At 63.0% G+C, this 17,241-nt stretch carries 15 protein-coding genes; 3 read left to right on the forward strand and 12 right to left on the reverse strand.

Annotated elements, in window-relative coordinates:
• Nucleotides 1-206: 206 nt before the first annotated feature.
• Nucleotides 207-1,016: a hypothetical protein gene (locus tag CHB97_RS26170; protein ID WP_143271107.1), complete on the forward strand. Its 810-nt coding sequence runs from the start codon at nt 207-209 to the stop codon at nt 1,014-1,016.
• 65 nt (nt 1,017-1,081) lie between these two features.
• Here the strand turns inward: CHB97_RS26170 and CHB97_RS26175 are convergent, their stop codons facing one another.
• From CHB97_RS26175 to CHB97_RS21525, 8 genes are all read right to left on the reverse strand, one after another.
• Nucleotides 1,082-1,435, reverse strand: coding sequence for a hypothetical protein (locus tag CHB97_RS26175; RefSeq protein ID WP_143271109.1), 354 nt, complete (start codon nt 1,433-1,435; stop codon nt 1,082-1,084).
• Nucleotides 1,432-2,058, reverse strand: a complete 627-nt coding sequence (locus CHB97_RS26180) for a hypothetical protein (RefSeq protein WP_143271111.1) — start codon at nt 2,056-2,058, stop codon at nt 1,432-1,434. The genes CHB97_RS26175 and CHB97_RS26180 overlap by 4 nt, the downstream gene beginning before the upstream one ends.
• 134 nt (nt 2,059-2,192) lie before the next feature.
• On the reverse strand, nt 2,193-3,776 hold the full coding sequence (purH, locus tag CHB97_RS21500) for a bifunctional phosphoribosylaminoimidazolecarboxamide formyltransferase/IMP cyclohydrolase (protein ID WP_089290064.1): 1,584 nt from the start codon (nt 3,774-3,776) through the stop codon (nt 2,193-2,195).
• An 83-nt stretch (nt 3,777-3,859) separates the two neighbouring features.
• On the reverse strand, nt 3,860-5,509 hold the full coding sequence (locus tag CHB97_RS21505; RefSeq protein ID WP_200820062.1) for a heparinase II/III family protein: 1,650 nt from the start codon (nt 5,507-5,509) through the stop codon (nt 3,860-3,862).
• 8 nt (nt 5,510-5,517) lie between these two features.
• Nucleotides 5,518-6,204: a ribulose-phosphate 3-epimerase gene (gene rpe / locus CHB97_RS21510; protein ID WP_089290066.1), complete on the reverse strand. Its 687-nt coding sequence runs from the start codon at nt 6,202-6,204 to the stop codon at nt 5,518-5,520.
• 152 nt (nt 6,205-6,356) lie between these two features.
• Entirely contained in the window at nt 6,357-6,866 is a 510-nt protein-coding gene (locus tag CHB97_RS21515; protein ID WP_160106126.1) for a PRC-barrel domain-containing protein, read from the reverse strand.
• 134 nt (nt 6,867-7,000) lie between these two features.
• Nucleotides 7,001-9,676, reverse strand: coding sequence for a HAMP domain-containing protein (locus tag CHB97_RS21520; protein ID WP_089290068.1), 2,676 nt, complete (start codon nt 9,674-9,676; stop codon nt 7,001-7,003).
• A gap of 91 nt (nt 9,677-9,767) precedes the next feature.
• On the reverse strand, nt 9,768-10,601 hold the full coding sequence (locus CHB97_RS21525) for a folate-binding protein YgfZ (protein ID WP_089290092.1): 834 nt from the start codon (nt 10,599-10,601) through the stop codon (nt 9,768-9,770).
• A 260-nt stretch (nt 10,602-10,861) separates the two neighbouring features.
• Between CHB97_RS21525 and CHB97_RS21530 the strand changes: the two genes are divergently transcribed.
• On the forward strand, nt 10,862-12,088 hold the full coding sequence (locus tag CHB97_RS21530) for an O-antigen ligase (RefSeq protein WP_160106128.1): 1,227 nt from the start codon (nt 10,862-10,864) through the stop codon (nt 12,086-12,088).
• 7 nt (nt 12,089-12,095) lie between these two features.
• On the opposite strand, the gene CHB97_RS21535 is transcribed toward CHB97_RS21530, so the two are convergent.
• Complete coding sequence (locus CHB97_RS21535; protein ID WP_089290070.1) at nt 12,096-13,100, reverse strand: SPOR domain-containing protein; 1,005 nt, start codon at nt 13,098-13,100, stop codon at nt 12,096-12,098.
• Nucleotides 13,101-13,221: 121 nt separating this feature from the next.
• On the opposite strand from CHB97_RS21535, the gene CHB97_RS21540 reads away from it, so the two are divergent.
• The gene (locus CHB97_RS21540; RefSeq protein ID WP_089290071.1) at nt 13,222-13,569 is read left to right on the forward strand and encodes a hypothetical protein; all 348 of its coding nucleotides are present in this window, start codon (nt 13,222-13,224) and stop codon (nt 13,567-13,569) included.
• Between the two features lie 47 nt (nt 13,570-13,616).
• Here the strand turns inward: CHB97_RS21540 and CHB97_RS21545 are convergent, their stop codons facing one another.
• From CHB97_RS21545 to ppdK, 3 genes are all read right to left on the reverse strand, one after another.
• Nucleotides 13,617-13,952 (reverse strand): hypothetical protein, encoded by a 336-nt coding sequence (locus CHB97_RS21545; RefSeq protein ID WP_143271113.1) that lies wholly within the window; start codon nt 13,950-13,952, stop codon nt 13,617-13,619.
• A gap of 9 nt (nt 13,953-13,961) precedes the next feature.
• Entirely contained in the window at nt 13,962-14,144 is a 183-nt protein-coding gene (locus CHB97_RS21550) for a hypothetical protein (RefSeq protein WP_089367498.1), read from the reverse strand.
• 68 nt (nt 14,145-14,212) lie between these two features.
• On the reverse strand, nt 14,213-16,894 hold the full coding sequence (gene ppdK, locus CHB97_RS21555) for a pyruvate, phosphate dikinase (RefSeq protein ID WP_089290073.1): 2,682 nt from the start codon (nt 16,892-16,894) through the stop codon (nt 14,213-14,215).
• Nucleotides 16,895-17,241: the final 347 nt, after the last annotated feature.

Genomic DNA, 17,241 nt, shown 5'->3' on the forward strand with positions numbered 1-17,241 from the left:
TGAGTTGGGGGGCGTTCAGGGTACGGGGGGATTTGTGGGAGATTTGCGAATGTATTAGCAACCGATTTGCGCCCCATTTGGGTCAATGATAGTTGCAGCAACGGAGCCCGAAAGCGGACATAGTCGAAATGGGCATATTGGGTTAATATTCATCTTGTAGCACAAGTAAGCTGCTCAACGCAATACGAACAATAGAGGAGGCGACTGTGAAGCTGACTACCCTCGTGCCCTCCCTTGGGCTGATCGAACCATACAAGCCCCTATTAGAACAGCCAAATTCAGGCCAACGCCTATATAAAATAATGTCAGTCGAAAATTTGATACGATCTATCAAAGGAAGTTATCTTCATTTTAATAGAGTGGATCGTTATGAGGATTCCCCCCTGGTGGATACTAATGACGGCGCGGAATTGCCACTCGATCAACTTAGAAATCGCACTGTGACTTTCGAAAAAAATCCGAATAAAAGCCTGTCTGATTACTATGCCTCCGCACGGAGCAGGACATACGCCTGCTGCTTCTCACTAGAGAATTCGGAACATTTATGGCTTAACTATGGCACTGGATCCTCAATGGGCCAAATCGGTTTAGAATTTGATTTTGCGAAACTTCGTGAACGCTTGAACGTTACTCTCTCCAGTGACGCCGCTTTGATGTATGGCGATATGCGATGCCACCAGATTTTCTCAATAAATTATGGAAAAATCACATACATTGACCGGAATTTTTATGAATTGAGTACCGGGCGTCTGCCGAATCCAATTATGTATACTTATATAAAAGATCAAAAATTCTCGAAAGAACGCGAGTTTAGGATATCACTTTCGGCGACAGGTTTTGGACAATTTCAATTGATCAATGGGCAGGAGATGGACTTTCAACCTGCATTAGCGCTTGCGTTCGACTTCGGAGGCGCAATCATGGATGGAACGATCACTGAGCTCCGGCCCGGACCGACTACGAATTTAGCGCAACTGAACGCCGAACTTGCTCAGATTGGAATCCAAACAGTATGATTTCAATCCAGCATAATGCTGATAAACGAGTTGCGCAAAATCTGCTGCAGAACAATATGCAGAGTTTAAGCTGGATCGGTACAGCGCACCGGGGCATCCGTATGACGGCGGATCACTTTTGTTACCGCCTCGATAAGGTCAGCAGCCTGCGCGCAAGTGCCATATAGCAGGAACATGTATTCGGTGTTTGCGGCAATATCTTGCGCTCGCTTTGGATAATATTCCGGATTCTTGAGTAACATTTCCTCTACATCTTCCAGAATGGCACTCGCCATTGCGGGGTTTGCTGTTGCAACTGAAATCTCCGATGCCGGAGGAGGCACCGGAGAGGGAACGATTCTGAAATTTGAGAAAAAAGCCGCACCAAGGCAAAGCAAAAATATCGAAATTGATCCGACCCAGACAAAAATCTTTTTCATTTTCCAAACACCCGCGTAAGCCATCCGCCGATGGTATTATTATCAGTGCCAATAATGTCTATGGCTCCAAGACCATTCTTTAATGGCTGAAATTTATCTTCATCCGCTGAGGGAACATAAATTCCAAGATGGGCTATCATGTCTGGTACAGTGTTTAATTGCGCTGTACCTTGCCCTACAGCAACACCTTGCTTGGCCCTGACTGATTTGGAGGCCGAAAGGCGGGCACCACCCGCCTTCGCTAAACGATGCCAGAGAAATTGAACACTCCAGGCAACGACACTCGTTTCTACACTCGATTCATAAACCTGAGGCGACACTTCGCCGTAGGTCACTTCCACTTCCGGCCCCTTTGGACCCAAACCGATACTGATAGGGGCGAATGTACGCCGAACGTAACGGCGCTCCCAGAACTCCCGCTCAAGCGCTCTTTGCGTAGTCAAGACAGATTCAGGCCTGCCATTGACGGTTGCCCTTGACATTACTTGGTAATTAAAATCATGCCCGCCAGCCTCGATGGCAAATGTCTCTATTGATATTTTCTTTCCCGCCAGAAAATGCACATATTGGCCAGGGCTGGCAGTTATACGACGATTATATATTTCTCCACCGATGATCTTCATACCAACCACCCATTCACGAGAAATGCGGTGGAAAAATATCAGATAAAGCCACAACCCACAGTCACAAATAGGCATTACCCCGAATGCCGATCACCGAAGGAGGGAGCGGCCCCAGCGGGCTGCTCCCAGCCCCCTCAATGCCGGAAGTGGCGCATCCCGGTGAACACCATGGCCAGCCCGCGCTCATCCGCTGCGGCGATCACCTCGGCGTCGCGCATGGAGCCGCCGGGCTGGATCACTGCCGTCACGCCGGCGTCAGCGGCGGCCAGCAGGCCGTCGGCGAAGGGGAAGAAGGCGTCGGAGGCCACCACTGAACCTTTCGTGCCGGCCTCGGCCAGACCGGCGGCCTTGGCGGCGTCGGCGGATTTCCAAGCGGCGATGCGGCTGCTGTCCACCCGGCTCATCTGGCCGGCACCAATGCCCACCGTCGCACCCGCCTTGGCATAGACGATGGCGTTGGACTTCACATGCTTGCCCACGCGGAAGGCGAACAGCAGGTCGGCCAGTTCGGCCTCGGTCGGCGCGCGCTTGGTGACGATCTTCAGGTCGGCTAAGGCGATGCGGCCATTGTCGCGCGTCTGCACCAGATAGCCACCGGCCACCGACTTCACGAACAGGCCGGGTTCCGCCGGGTTGGGCATGGAGCCGGTCAGCAGCACGCGCAGGTTCTTCTTGGTGGCCAGGAACGCCTTGGCCGCCTCGTCCGCATCCGGGGCGATCACCACTTCAGCGAACAGCTTTGCGATCTGTTCCGCCGTGGCGGCATCCAGCGTGCGGTTCATGGCGATGATGCCGCCAAAGGCCGATACCGGGTCACAGGCCAGCGCACGGGTATAGGCATCCAGCAGATTATCGCCCTCGGCCACGCCGCAGGGGTTGGCGTGCTTGATGATGGCGATGGCCGGGCGGTCGAACTCGGCCACCAGTTCGAACGCCGCATCCGTGTCGTTCAGGTTGTTGTAGGAAAGCTCCTTGCCCTGAAGCTGGGTGGCGGTGGCGATGCCGGGGCGCTGGGCACCGGTGGTGTAGAAGGCGGCGGACTGGTGCGGGTTCTCACCATAGCGCAGGGTCTGGCGCAGTTCGCCGCCAAAGGTCAGGCGCTGGGGATAATCCTCCCCCAACTGGCCGGCGAACCAGCGGGAAATGGCGGCATCATAGGCACCGGTGCGGGCATAGGCCTTGGCGGCCAGCTTGCGGCGGAAGCCCAGGGTGGTCTGGCCGTCATTGCCTTCCAGCTGGGCGATCAGCTCGGCATAGTCCGACGCATCCGTCACCACGGCGACGAAATCATGGTTCTTGGCCGCACCCCGGATCAGCGACGGGCCGCCAATGTCGATATTCTCGATGCAGGTTTCAAAATCCGCACCCTTGGCCACGGTGGCCTCGAACGGGTAGAGGTTCACCACCACCAGATCAATGCCGGGGATATCGTGGGCCGACATGGCATCGGTGTGGGTGGGGAAATCGCGGCGCGCGAGGATGCCGCCATGGATCTTGGGGTGCAGGGTCTTCACCCGCCCATCCATCATTTCCGGGAAACCGGTATGGTCCGACACCTCGGTCACGGCAATGCCGGCATCGGCCAGCGCCTTGGCCGACCCGCCGGTGGAGAGGATCTGCACCCCACGGGCGGCCAGGGCGCGGCCCAGATCGATCAGGCCCGTCTTGTCGGAAACGGAGATGATGGCGCGGCGGATGGGAACAAGATCGATGGTCATGGCTGTAAACCCTGGGATGGAAAAGAAGCCGGGCCGATCCATATGGACCGGCCCGGACGGTTAGTGCCGATCACATATCGGCGTCATGTCTCTGTATCTGTACCTTCGCGGCGGAAGCCCCATTTCACCAGGGTTTCCCCATATTGGGTCACGCCGCGCAGCACGATCTGTTTGGTGGGGCGCGGGTCGGTGCCCTGGCCCAGATAGATGCTGTCCTCCAGCCCCAGCTCTGCCCCCGACACGCGCAAGCGCCAAAGCGCGCCGGACGGCAAACGCAGCATCAACCCCGCCTCGCCTTCGACCCAGGCGGCCTTGACGCCGGGATGCAGGTGGAAGCGGACAGCGAATTCGCGGCCCTGGGGACCGATCAGCGTATCCTGGCCACGCAAATCCTCCCCCGTCTCCGCCAGATAGAGGCGACGACGATGGACCAGCCCGAACAGCTCCCGATAGCCATCATGCGAGGCTTCCACCAGCGTGCCGCCATTGGCCTCCGTCCGGTTGCATTCCACCCGCTGGGGCCGGCGGGACAGGCCGCCTTCTTCCACCACGCCGGATGAATTGGTATCGGCCACACAGAGGGTGGAATGGGCCGCCGTGGCGGCCAGTGCGGCGCGCCAGGCCCCCTGGTCGCCCGGATGCGCGCCGCAATTGACGATCATCCGTTCGCGCCCCACGCTCATCTCAAACGACAGGGTGCCGGCATGGGCGTGTTCATCCAGGCCGGGGGCGGGGGGATATCCGGCATCAATGATCACGCAGGTGCGGTTGGCGGTCAGCCGTTCGAACCCGATATGGGGGGTGGATTTCAGGGGCCGACCCCGTGCATCCGCCTGGCCCAGCACGGTGTCGATCAACACCCCCTCCCCTTCCTGTGCGCCGTTGAACAGCGACAGGCCGCCATCGCCATGGCGGAAGAAACGCAGGGTGGGGGTGATGCGGTCGATGGCGTGCTGCAGCGCCTCCGGCACCTCCGTGCGGGACGCGCGGAAACAGCCGCGGATGTCAATCAGGTGGCGCAGCACAGCCAGTTGCTGGGCCGGGGAATGTTCGATATGGCCACCATCGGGCAGCACCTGCCGCGGCAGTTCCCGCGTCAACAGCTCAATGGCGCGTTCTACCACGCGGCCCATGCCCTGCAGGCAGATGCCGCCATAGACCAGCCCCTTGATGGCCACCACCAGGGCGGCCCCCTTCAGCCGACCGGGCAAAGTGCGTTCCAGAAAGCGCACCTGCCGGGCCATGCTGTCAAAAATGCCGGCGCGTAGATGGTCATCCGCACTGGCCAGGAAGAAATCATGCTGGCCGACCCAGGCGGCAAGGCGCGTACCCGTTACATCGGGTGCCCAGGCCACCGGGTCCCATTTGCGGCCATAAAGGTCCAGCCAATGGGCCGCCAGCACGCGGGCCTGCCGCCGGGCGGCATCGCCCCCGGTGGCGCGCAGGTGGCGCAGCCAGTCAAACCCATGCATTTCCCCCAGCCAGGGGGCGGACGCCTCTGCCGCATCCCAGGGCGGCAGTTCGCCGGAAAAGCTCTGCCCGGCGAAGCGGAAACGGTTGGACAGCAATTCCTGCCCGCGCTGCGCATCACCCGGCCAGGGGTCCGGCGGCACCAGCAGCAATTGCATGGGCACCGGACCCGACAGGGCGGTCATCTGATAGAATGTGGAGGCGCGATACCAGGCACCGGGGCCGGGACGAAAACGCTTATGCTCGCCACCACCTGCTGTCATGGGACGGGTCAGCCCGCTTCGCCGCGCAGGGCGCGCATATTGGCGGCATAGGCATCGGGCCCACCGACAAAGGTGGCCGTGCCGGCAACCAGCACATCAGCACCCGCCGCAATACATTGTTGGGCCGTGGCGACATTGACGCCGCCATCCACTTCCAGATCAATCACCCGGCCACCCTGGCTTTCAGAGGTGGCATTGATGCGGCGGCGCAGTTCCTGGATCTTCGGCAATTGGGACGCGATGAAGCTCTGCCCGCCGAAACCGGGATTGACCGACATGACCAGCACCAGATCAATATCACCCAGCAGGTAATCGACCATGGAAATCGGGGTGTGTGGGTTCAGCACGATGCCGGGCTTCTTGCCCAGCGAGCGGATCAGCTGCACCGTGCGGTGCGGATGCGGCCCCGCCTCCGGGTGGAAGCTGATGATGTCAGCGCCAGCATCCGCGAAACCCTGGATGAAATTATCCACCGGGGAGATCATCAGATGCACGTCGAAGACCTTGGCCGTGTGTGGCCGCAGGGCCTTCACCACGCCGGGTCCGATGGTGATGTTGGGCACGAAATGCCCATCCATCACATCAATATGGATGTAATCGGCGCCGGCGGCGTCGATGGCGCGCACCTCTTCACCCAGCCGGGCGAAGTCGGCGGACAGGATCGAGGGGGCGATCTTGACGGGCTGCTGTTTCATGAGCCCGGTTCCTACCGAAATCCCCCCCATCCGGCAAGACGGGTTGCGCGCATGATGGGCCGGTGGGCCACACATGGCGTGACGCCGGCGGCCCCAAAAGGGACCGCCGGCGCCGCTTGACCACGGGAGAACAGCATCAGGAGGAGGGATGGTTACTGACCGGCGGAACCCGCATTCGGGGTGACCTGCGCCCCGCCACGGCTCAGCGAGACGGTATCGCGGTCATACTTATAGCCGTCCAGCCGCTCGACCTGGGCCTGGGTCAGGGTGTTCACCTGGACCTTCTCGTTCCCGGCCAATACCTTGGCATCTTCGAACTTGACGGCGATATCCTTCTCGCCAATGCCCAGGAAGCCACCGCTGGAGATGATCACCTGCTTGGCACTGCCGCTATTGGCATCCAGGATGACATCCTTCACCTCACCCAGCTTCTTGCCATCAGAGCCGATCACCGTGCGCCCCATCAGGGCCTCGGCAGAGGCGCGGGTTCCCCTGACGCCATCCGCCTTCTGGTCATGTTTCGTGTCGTGACCCATCGGGTCAGTCACGGTGCGATCCGCCGCGGGCGCCGACTCGGTCCCCGTGGCTTGGGCCTGGGCGAAAGCGACACCGGAACAAAGCAGAGCGACGGCCGAAGCGGCGCCGATAAGTTGCTTGCGCATGGTCGTATTCCTCTGTCCATTTTTCTCGTGGAACGGCGTCTTCGCCATATCCATGTAGAGAACAACGGCAGCGGCGGATAAACGGACTAGGCCTGTATTGTGACCAATAGGGGCCGATTTCAGCCCCTTTCTGGTCACAGGCCGCTGGCCGCCCCCTTTAACTGGTCAGCGATATGGGCCAGCCGGGCGGAAAGATCGCGGGCGGCATTGGCGCTGCTGACCTCGTTCTGGCGGGAGGAGGAGCGCAGCATGTCGATGGCGCGCGACAGATCCACCGACAGCCCATCCAGCCGCAGCACCCGCTCGCGCAGGTTCTGTGTCAGTTCCGACACGATGGACAGGTCGGTGCGCTCCCGCTGGCGGGTTTCGTCCAGCAATCCACGCACGCTGTCGGTGGTGCCATCCAGCCGGTCGCCCAGCCGGTCGATAGAGTCCAGCCGTGCCTTCAGCGCCTCGGCAATGGCCAGCAGGTCGGCATTTTCCCGCTCACGTCCGGCATTGTCAGAGGCGGCGAGCGCGTGCAGCGCCTCGCTGGCTGCGTGCAGGCCGCCGGTCATGCCCTCCACCGCCTCAATCCGCTGGCGCAGGTCGGCCACCAGGCCCACGGCGGTTTCCACCGCCGTCTTTTCCCGGTTGTCGGCGCTGGCAATCAGCGCATGGACCGCATCGATGGCAGCCCGCAGGCCAGAGGTCAGGTCGACCAAAGCCTGGGGCGTATTATCCTTGTCGCGCTGGGCATCCAGTTCCGCCGTCAGCGCCCTCAGGTCTTCCACCATGCGTTCCTGTTGGCTGACGGCACGGGTCAGGCCAGTGGCGGCCTGATGGGCCTCCGCCGACAGGGCGCGGGTTTCAGCGCGCAGGTCGCCCGCCACATCGCGCAGGCGGGCGGTGGCATCGTCCACCCCGCCGGTCAGGCTCTGGGCCAGACGCTGCGCCGTCTCCCCGATCTCCCCCACGCGGCCGGCAATCTGGGTGGCGCTGCCACGCAGGCGGGTCAGCAGGTCGGCAATGGCCTCGTGCTGGCCCGGCTCCACCCGGCGGCGCTCAAACTCCATTTTCAGATCGTCGCTGGTCTTGCGCAGCCCCTCCACGGCGCGGGCCATGGCATCGGCCCGATCGCCGATATCGCCCATCATGTCACCGAAGCGGTTGCGGATATCGGTGAACTCGTCGGCCAGCGGCTCCATCTTGCGTTCGGCAATCTCCGCCGACAGTTGCAGCGTGGTGCGCGCCTCCTGCATTGATTCCAGGGCACTATCCAGCCGGGCGCCAATATCGGCGGAGCGATCGTCCAGCAGGTCGGCGGCGCGGGTCATCTGCATCCCAGCATCTTCCAGCCGGGCGCTGGCCTGGCTGGTGGCATCATCCAGTCGCATGGTGGCGCTGCCCAAGGCGGCCACCATGGCCTTTTCGCCATCCTCCATGGCCTCGGCCGCGCGCAGCAGGCGGCTGCCCGTCTGGTCAGCGGTATTGGCCAGCAGATCGCCAGAGGCGCGCAGGATCTTCACCGCCGACAGCAGACTGGCCTGGGTTTCCGCCATGGTCAGCGACAGGGCATGGGCGGCTTCGCGCGCTTCCCCGCTGGCATGGCGCATATCGCCATCAGTGAAGGACAGGGTGTCCAGCGTCTGGCTCACCGCCTCTTCCGTCCGGCTCAAGGTGGCGGCCAGGGCATCGGCATGGTTGCGCATCGCCTCGATCACCGCATCCAGCCCGCCGCTGCCGGCATCGGCATCGAACGCCTTCACCTGGGCCACGGCATGGGCCAGAATCTCCGTCGCCTGCCGGATTTCGCGATTGCTCTCGCTCACCGTGCGCACGGCGGCGGCGCAAAGCTGGTTCACCTGGCCCAGCGTATCGGTCAATTGATGCTTGGTATCGCCGACGATGCGGCCGACATCCTGGCCCAGCACGGCCAGGGTACCGCCGGCCCCGCGCAGCCGTGCCGTCAGCGCCTCGAACAGGTCGGCATATTCCCCTTCGAATTTCAAGCGCAGGCGGCCATCCTCCGTCGCCACGGAAATATCGGGGATTTCCTGCGCCTGTTTGCGGAAGCCATCCAGGGCGCGGGCCAGCTGGCCAAACTCATCCCCCCGGTCCTGCCCCCAGATGGGGGATCGCCAGTCGCCGCGCGCCACCTGATCCACCGCATTGGTCAGGTCGCGCAGGGGGCGTTGCACCCGTACGGCCAGCAGGATCAGGAAGGCCACCAGCACGCCCACCAGGGCCAGTACCGCCGCCACGCCCAGCCACAGGCCGCGCTGCGCCGTTTCGCCCAGCCGGGTCAATTCCAGCGTCTGCAACCCGCGCCCGCGCGCCTCGATCCGGTCGGACAGGGCAGCATAGCGGGTGGTGAGGATCAGGGGTGTGGTCTGACCCAGGGCGGTGGGGCCGCCATTGGCGGCATCCAGGCTGCGCCGGGCACTTTCCACCAGCCGCTTCAAGTCCGCCGCCAGTTCCAGTTCCTGCGGGGTCAGCCGCTTGCCCTGCAACCCGCGCAGGGCCTGATCGGCCGCTTCCAGGCTGGCGCGCATATCGGTGCGGGCATCGGCATTGCCGGTTTCGGCAAACTGCGCCAGGGCACCCAGATAGCCGCCATAGCCCATGCGGGACTGGAAATCGGCCAGCAGCCGGTTCTTGGCCAGCGCCTCGCCCGGCGTTTCCAGGGCCGCCGCATCGACAGAAAACTGCGCCAGCTCATACACGGCCCCGGCGGTCAGCCCGCCAACCAGCAGCACGGCACCCAGCGAGATAGCGGTCGCGGTGCCGCGCAGCGACGATTGCCGCGATCCCCTGCCCCGCTCCATCATACCGACCCCCGTGCCCCGGATATTGCGTTGATGGCGCAGAGACTAACCAATTCTTGTGGCGGGTTCATCCTTTCTTGTGAACAGGTTTGGATCAGGCCGCCGCAAAGGCTGCCCAGGCCGGGGCACGGACCGTCAGCGACGCCTCACCACAGGTCAACGGGGCCCCTTCACGGATGGCTTCCAGCCGCAGCAGGGCCAGTGCCAGATCGTCCCGGCCGCTGCGAATCTCCCCTACCTCCTGCCCGTCGCGCAGGACCGGGCTGCCCGGCTCGGGCAATGGGCCGGTGACAGCCACCGGCACCAGCCGCTTTTTCACCAGCCCGCGATATTTGGTGCGCGCGGTCAGTTCCTGGCCGACATAGCAGCCCTTGTCCCAGGCGACGCCATGCAGCTCATCGAATCCGTTTTCCAGCAGGATGGATTTTTCCACCAGCAGATCGCGGCTGCCATCGGGCAGGCCCAGGGCAATACGGGCGCGGTCCCATTCGGCAAAATCACCCGGCGCCTTGGTGCCGACGGGCAGCAGCAGGCGGCTGCCCATCTCCGCATGGCGGGGATCGGCAAAGGCCATTCCCCCCAGTTCTGCCGCATCACCCGGCCCCAGCCGGGCGAACAATGCCAGTTCGGCCGACAGGTCCGTCAGTTCCACCTTGGACCGCAGCTTGAACATTTTCAGCCGGCGCAGCAGATCATCCTTGCGCGCCGCCTCGCAATCCATCAGCAGCCGGTCGCCCGCATCGATAATGAAAAACTCATGCAGGAACTTGCCCTGCGCCGTCAGCAGAGCGGCCCAGATGGCGCGACCGGGCGCCAGCTTGCTGACATCATTGCTGACCAGCCCCTGCAGGAAGGCGATGCGATCATCGCCACCGACGGCGATGACGGTACGGGCGGGCAAGGCGATCAAGGGGGCGGTGCTGGACATGGGCGGCAAACCGGCAGCGGTTGGAACGGATAATGGTTGCCACAGCATATAGTCATGCCACCCCCCTCCCGCCTAGGGCGGATCGCAGGCAGACTCAACCTGGAGCCCCCTGCGTTCAACGAAACGGGGGGGGGCTCCAGGGGCGACAAGATGCGCCATGCTTGGTTTCGGCCCCTGGCGCGTTTATGAAGGCGACGTGGCCCTGGTGCCTTGCGGGCCGCATCACATTCCTTCCCGTCAAAGGCGATGCGGAACAGACCATGACGCAGCATCCAGGCGCGCCCCAGCCGGCAGGCGCCTTCGGCCCCTTCGGGCTTCTTATCCTGTTTGTCAGTGTGGTGATGCTGGGGCTGCTGCTGCCCTTGGCAGCCCTGGGGGCGGCCCCCGGCTATCTGATCCTGGCCTTTATCGGCGGGGGCCTGTGGCTCTGGCGGGAACGGCGTTTGCCGCCCCTGCCCTGGGCGGTGCTGGTGCCGCTGTTCGCCTTCATCCTCTATGGGGCGATCAGCATTTCCTGGTCATTGGCGCCTAAGGAGGCGCGCAACCTCAGCATCACCTTCCTGTATGAATTGCTGCCCGGCTTTCTGCTGTTTCCAGCTTTGGCCATGCTGCCGGCGGAAACGGCACGGCGGATCGCCCGCTGGCTGATCCCGACAGCGCTGGTGGGTATTGCCCTGCTGGCAGTGGAAATCCTGTTTGATCAGCCGATCCAGCGCCTGTTCAGCGAACCCAAGCTGCCGGTCGATCTGGTGCGGCCGGTCAACCGCTCGGCCCTGCTGATCGCCTTCATGGCCGGGCCGATGGCGTTGATGCTGTGGCGGCTGGGCAAGGGCTGGCTGGGGCTGGGCTGGATGGTGGGGGTGCTGCTGCTGGTCGGTGTCAGCACCAGCCAGTCGGCCGCCGCCGCCCTGCTGGCCATGATCCCGCTGATCCTGCTGGCCTGGCGCTTCCCACGTCTGGTGGCGGGGCTGACGGGGCTGGCCATTGTGGCCGGGCTGGTCTTCTGCGCCTCCATCGCGCAATGGATGTTCAATAACGGGCTGGCCCATGCCCATTGGATGCCGGACAGTTTCCAGCATCGCATCATGATCTGGAACTTCGCCGCCGAGCATCTGCCGCAGCGGCCCTGGCAGGGATTCGGGCTGGACAGTTCGCGTGCCATCCCCGGCGGCAATGATGGTTTCATTGGCACCGAGGGCTGGCGGAAGCTGCCACTGCATCCGCATAATTTCTTCATGCAGGTGCGGCTTGAACTGGGCTGGATCGGTGCGGCGTTGACCGGCTGGCTGATGCTGTCCGTGCTGCCGCTGCTGACCCGGCTGCGCGCCGCCGATACCCGCGCTGTGGCGCTGTCGCTTTATGCAAGCTGCATCTTCGCCCAGTGCTTCGCCTATGGGGCGTGGCAGACCTGGGCGATCTGCGGGATGCTGTTCGGGTTCTTCCTGATCATGCTGGCCGACCGGATGCCGCAACGTCCGACCGTATAATTCAGCATCAATCCACACCCAGGCGGCGGGTCAGGCAATCCGCCCCCGCCGCTTTCAGCGTGGTGCAGAAAGACGCGGCACCCGCCTTGTCAAAGCCGCCCAGCAGCACACGGGTATAGCGACCCTTGCCAGCCACGTCCGCTTCCCGCAGCAGGGGCGTGCGGCCGGCCAGCAGGTCGGCATGGCGCTTGGTCAGACCGGCCCAATGCTTTTCCGCCTCCCCCCGGCTGGGCAGGGAGCCCACCTGCACCGCCCAATCCTGGCCGGCGGCGGGTGGCGGGGGCAATGGCGTGGGGCTGTCCGCCACCTCCACGGCTGGCGGTGGCGGCGGCGGCGGCGGGGCCTCCACCGCGTGAGGGGCTTCCGCTGCTGCCGGTTCCGGCGGTTTTGGCGGTGGCGACACTTCCCGGGCCAGGGGGGTGGTGCTCTGGGGTGGTTTGGGCCTCTGCCCGGATGCCAGCATGGCATTGGCGGCAGAGGCCTGCTCCGGCGTGGCCTGGGCGGCGATTTCGGCCGCCAGCTTTACAGCAGCCACCAGATTCTTCCCCGCCGCCCGCCGCGCCCAGTAAAGCGCGCTGACAATATCCTTCTCCGTCCCCAGCCCGAAATAGAGCAGGGTGGCCAGGTTATTCTGCGCGTGCATGTCATCAGCCTCCGCCGCCGGGCGCAGCCAGCGCAGGGCCTGTTCATAATCGGCCGGCACATCCTGGCCATAGGCATAGACGGCACCCAAGGCGCTCATCGCCGCCACATGCCCGCCCTCGGCGGCGCGGCGCATCAGTTTCAGTGCCGCCTTGGCATCCTTGGGCGCGCCGCGCCCCTGCAACTGCATCTCACCGGCCAGATAAAGGGCTGTCAGGTCACCCTTGTCGCCGGCTTTGACGAATTCCTTGAAGGCCTGATCGTATTTGCCAGCGGCAAAGGCCGCCCGCCCCTGCGCCATATCGGCATGGGCGGTGGGAACGGCTGCCAGGGCCAGGATCAGCAGCAGGGGGGCAAGCGGTCGAAGCATAGGCACCAAAGCGAGATGGGGGGATGATCTGTATTACCCCACATGGCGATGCTTGACGATGGCGGATAAACGGGCTTCAACGGACACAGAGATTTCATATCCGTTATCAGAGATTGCCCGCATGGCCACGCCCAAGAAAAACCCGCTGAACCTGAATGCTTTGCAGTTGAAGACCCTGACCCTGTTCCAAGCCCTGGCGGAGTTTGAGGATATTGCCCGCCCCATCGGCGATGGCGCGATTGAAGTGCTGGAACTGCCCTTCACCGCCCATGGCAATCATTTCCATCTCGGCCCCTGGCTGGTCTTCGCCCAGGACGCCACCGGCCTGCGCAACCCGGCCCCCTGGGCGGTGCTGGAGCGCAAGGGCCTGATCGTCGGCAGCTTCCCCGTCAGCGTGGTGGTGACCCGCGCCGGCCTGGATTATGAAACCGGGATGCGCCGCCAGATCCTGCAAGGGTCGGATCACTGAGGCACAGCGCTGGCGGCGCAGGGGGCAACCACCAGCGCCGCGGTGACTCAAAAGCCAATCAAATCATCACTGTCCAACGACAGCCTGCCCGGCATGTTGCCAACTTCGTGAAAGAAGTTGGTCAGAACGGCACCGTCTGGCTTCACGACATATCCAAACCAATAAACATGTAATTTAAACCAACGGATACCATACGGCGCAATTTCTTTGTAAACAGAGGGATAGGAGCGGGTCGATGGGTAACGCTCAGGGTCGCTCAGCAACGACGCGACATCCTCCAGAACCCTCAGCAATTTCAGCAAGGCGGCAACACGGCCTTCCTGTTCATAAAAATCGACAAGGCGGTCAATGCTTTGCCGCGTTGACCGCGTCATCATTGCCATGATGGGCCATTAACCTTTGGCAACTGTCCGCTGCTGCTCGGTGCTCAACCGCGCCCGAAGCTGGTCGATGTAGCTTTCAAGGCTATCGACATGGCCGTCTGCAACCTCGCGCAGGGCCGTCCGGCAATCCTGATCAAGTCGCGCCTGTTCAGGGTCTTCCGGCACAGATTGTCTTGAACCATAAAGCGCCATCGCATCCTCCGTCTCTCTTAGAGTAGACGTGAAGGCCGCCCCCGGCAAGGGGGCGGCCTTCTGGTCTTTTAGGCTTCGCTGGCGCGCTTTTCGCCTTCGATGGCGGCTTGCGCTGCCGCCAGACGGGCAATCGGCACCCGGTAAGGGGAGCAGGAGACGTAATCCAGCCCCACCTTCTCACAGAAGTAAATCGACGACGGGTCGCCACCATGCTCCCCGCAGATGCCAAGCTTGATGTCGCCGCGCGTCTTGCGGCCCCGTTCGGCGGCGATCTGCACCAGTTCCCCCACGCCTTCGGTATCCAGGGTCACGAACGGGTCGTGTTCCAGAATGCCGGCGCGCTGGTAATCCGGCAGGAAGGCGCCGGCATCGTCACGGCTGATGCCGAACGTGGTCTGGGTCAGGTCGTTGGTGCCAAAGCTGAAGAACTGCGCCGTTTCCGCAATCTTGCCCGCCTGCAAGGCGGCACGCGGCAGTTCGATCATGGTGCCGACCAGATAATCGATCTTGTGGCTGGCAGCGGCGATCACCTCACCGGCCACGCGATCAATCACCCCCTTCAGGATGTCCAGTTCCTTCTTGGTGCCGACCAGCGGGATCATGATTTCCGGGATCACCGTCTCACCCGTTTCCTTGAACACGGCCACCGCCGCTTCAAAGATCGAGCGGGCCTGCATCTCGTAAATCTCCGGGAAGGAGATGCCGAGACGGCAGCCGCGATGACCCAGCATCGGGTTGGCTTCATGCAACTGAAGCGCCCGATGCTGCACCTTCTGAATGTCGGTGCCGGCGGCCTTGGCCACCTCGGCCATTTCGGCTTCGCTGTTGGGCAGGAATTCGTGCAGCGGCGGGTCCAGCAGGCGGATCGTGACGGGCAGGCCCTTCATGATCTTGAACAGTTCAACGAAATCCTGACGCTGCATCGGGGCGATCTTGGCCAAGGCAGCGCGGCGGCCCGCCTCGCTGTCGGCCAGGATCATTTCGCGCACGGCGATGATGCGGTCCGTATCGAAGAACATATGCTCGGTCCGGCACAGGCCGATACCTTCCGCGCCGAACTTGCGGGCTGTGCGGGCATCCAGCGGGGTTTCCGCATTGGTACGTACCTTCATGCGGCGATGCGCATCGGCCCAGCCCATCAGTTCAGCGAAATCGCCGGACAGTTCGGGCTGAATGGTCGGCACCTCGCCCAGCATCACCTCACCGGTTGACCCATCGATGGTGATGATGTCGCCAGCCTTCACCTCCACATCGCGCACCAGCATGATGCCGCGCTTGTAATCCACGCGCAGTTCACCGGCACCGGCCACGCAGGACCGGCCCATGCCGCGCGCCACCACGGCGGCATGGCTGGTCATGCCGCCACGGGTGGTGAGAATGCCCTTAGCCGCGTGCATCCCGTGAATATCTTCCGGGCTGGTTTCCACGCGGCAGAGGATGACGCTTTCACCCAGACCCGCCTGCTTCTCCGCCTCTTCCGCGGTAAAGACGACCTTGCCGGAGGCTGCACCAGGGCTGGCCGGCAGGCCCTTGGCGATGATCTTCTTGACGGCCTTGGGGTCCAGCGTCGGGTGCAGCAACTGGTCGAGCGACTTCGGCTCAATCCGCAGGATGCCTTCCTTCTGGCTGACCAGCCCTTCCCGCACCATATCCACGGCGATCTTCAGCGCCGCCGGGGCCGTGCGCTTGCCGGAACGGGTCTGCAGCATATAGAGCTTGGACTGCTGCACCGTGAATTCGATATCCTGCATGTCACGGTAATGCCGCTCCAGCTTCAAACGCACCGCGTTCAATTGCTGGAACACTTCCGGCATACTTTCTTCCATAGCCGGCAGGGTGGAGCCATTGGCCAGCTTGCCGGCTATGGTCAGGTGCTGCGGCGTGCGGATGCCGGCCACCACATCCTCGCCCTGGGCGTTGATGAGATATTCGCCATAAAACGCATTCTCGCCCGTCGACGGGTTGCGGGTGAAGGCCACGCCGGTGGCGCAATCCTCCCCCATATTGCCGAACACCATGGCCTGCACATTCACCGCCGTGCCCCATTCGGCCGGGATGTCATGCAGCTTGCGATAGGTGATGGCGCGCTGGTTCATCCAGCTATCAAACACGGCGCCGATGGCACCCCAGAGCTGTTCCTGCGGATCCTGCGGGAAGGGCTTGCCCAGCTCCTCCTCCACCACGCGCTTGTACCCGGTGATGACCTGCTGCCAGTCTTCCGCCGTCAGTTCGGTATCCAGGTTCAGGCCGGCATCGCGCTTATGGTCTTCCAGCACTTCTTCAAAATGGTGGTGATCCACATCCAGCACGACATTGCCGAACATCTGGATGAAACGGCGATAGCTGTCATAGGCGAAGCGGGCATCGCCGGAACGCCGGGCCAGGCCCGCGACGGTGATGTCATTCAGGCCCAGGTTCAGCACCGTATCCATCATGCCCGGCATCGAGGCGCGGGCACCGGAGCGCACGGACACCAGCAGCGGGTTTTCGGCATCGCCGAATTTGGCCCCGACAATGGTTTCCACCGCCGCCAGCGCACCGGCAACGGACGCGGCCAGTTCCGGCGGATATTGGCGGCCATTGGCGTAGAAATAGGTGCAGACCTCCGTTGTGATCGTAAAGCCGGGAGGTACGGGCAGGCCGAGATTGCTCATCTCCGCCAGATTGGCGCCCTTGCCGCCGAGAAGATTCTTCATCTCCGCGCGGCCCTCGGCCTTGCCTTCACCGAAGCTGTAGACCCACTTCGTCATGGTCTTGGTCCCGTCGATTGTTCAATGGTTGGGATGTAGGACTGGGGGTGTTGGACGCTACGCAACACTGTGCAACGGATTTGGGGGGGATGTTGCACAGGGGAAATCCGGCTTTTTGCTGCCGGCATGGGGGTGCCTGCCCGCGTTGGGGGCGGGGGCGTGAAGAGGGTGGAGGGGTGCGCCGGGGCGTGGGCACCCGATGCCCGTCAATCCGGCTTCCATGGATGCGCGCGGACTGAGCGGTTTGCCCTCCCTTGCCTTCCCCGCGAAAGCGGGGAACCAGGGGCCACGAAGAACCACGCCTGGGTGCCCCTGGCCCCTGGACCCCCGCTTTCGCGGGGGAGGCA

Origin of the sequence: Azospirillum sp. RU38E (assembly GCF_900188385.1) — a bacterium.
Classification (GTDB): domain Bacteria; phylum Pseudomonadota; class Alphaproteobacteria; order Azospirillales; family Azospirillaceae; genus Niveispirillum.

Bases quoted from the DNA above. Each gene is read 5' to 3' on its own strand.
- purH (WP_089290064.1), bottom strand. From the start codon at position 3,776: ATGACCATCGATCTTGTTCCCATCCGCCGCGCCATCATCTCCGTTTCC.
- CHB97_RS21505 (WP_200820062.1), bottom strand. From the start codon at position 5,509: ATGACAGCAGGTGGTGGCGAGCATAAGCGTTTTCGTCCCGGCCCCGGT.
- CHB97_RS21540 (WP_089290071.1), top strand. From the start codon at position 13,222: ATGGCCACGCCCAAGAAAAACCCGCTGAACCTGAATGCTTTGCAGTTG.
- CHB97_RS21520 (WP_089290068.1), bottom strand. From the start codon at position 9,676: ATGATGGAGCGGGGCAGGGGATCGCGGCAATCGTCGCTGCGCGGCACC.
- CHB97_RS21550 (WP_089367498.1), bottom strand. From the start codon at position 14,144: ATGGCGCTTTATGGTTCAAGACAATCTGTGCCGGAAGACCCTGAACAG.
- CHB97_RS21525 (WP_089290092.1), bottom strand. From the start codon at position 10,601: ATGTCCAGCACCGCCCCCTTGATCGCCTTGCCCGCCCGTACCGTCATC.
- CHB97_RS21515 (WP_160106126.1), bottom strand. From the start codon at position 6,866: ATGCGCAAGCAACTTATCGGCGCCGCTTCGGCCGTCGCTCTGCTTTGT.
- CHB97_RS21545 (WP_143271113.1), bottom strand. From the start codon at position 13,952: ATGGCAATGATGACGCGGTCAACGCGGCAAAGCATTGACCGCCTTGTC.
- CHB97_RS21530 (WP_160106128.1), top strand. From the start codon at position 10,862: ATGACGCAGCATCCAGGCGCGCCCCAGCCGGCAGGCGCCTTCGGCCCC.
- CHB97_RS26175 (WP_143271109.1), bottom strand. From the start codon at position 1,435: ATGAAAAAGATTTTTGTCTGGGTCGGATCAATTTCGATATTTTTGCTT.
- CHB97_RS26180 (WP_143271111.1), bottom strand. From the start codon at position 2,058: ATGAAGATCATCGGTGGAGAAATATATAATCGTCGTATAACTGCCAGC.
- CHB97_RS21535 (WP_089290070.1), bottom strand. From the start codon at position 13,100: ATGCTTCGACCGCTTGCCCCCCTGCTGCTGATCCTGGCCCTGGCAGCC.
- ppdK (WP_089290073.1), bottom strand. From the start codon at position 16,894: ATGACGAAGTGGGTCTACAGCTTCGGTGAAGGCAAGGCCGAGGGCCGC.
- rpe (WP_089290066.1), bottom strand. From the start codon at position 6,204: ATGAAACAGCAGCCCGTCAAGATCGCCCCCTCGATCCTGTCCGCCGAC.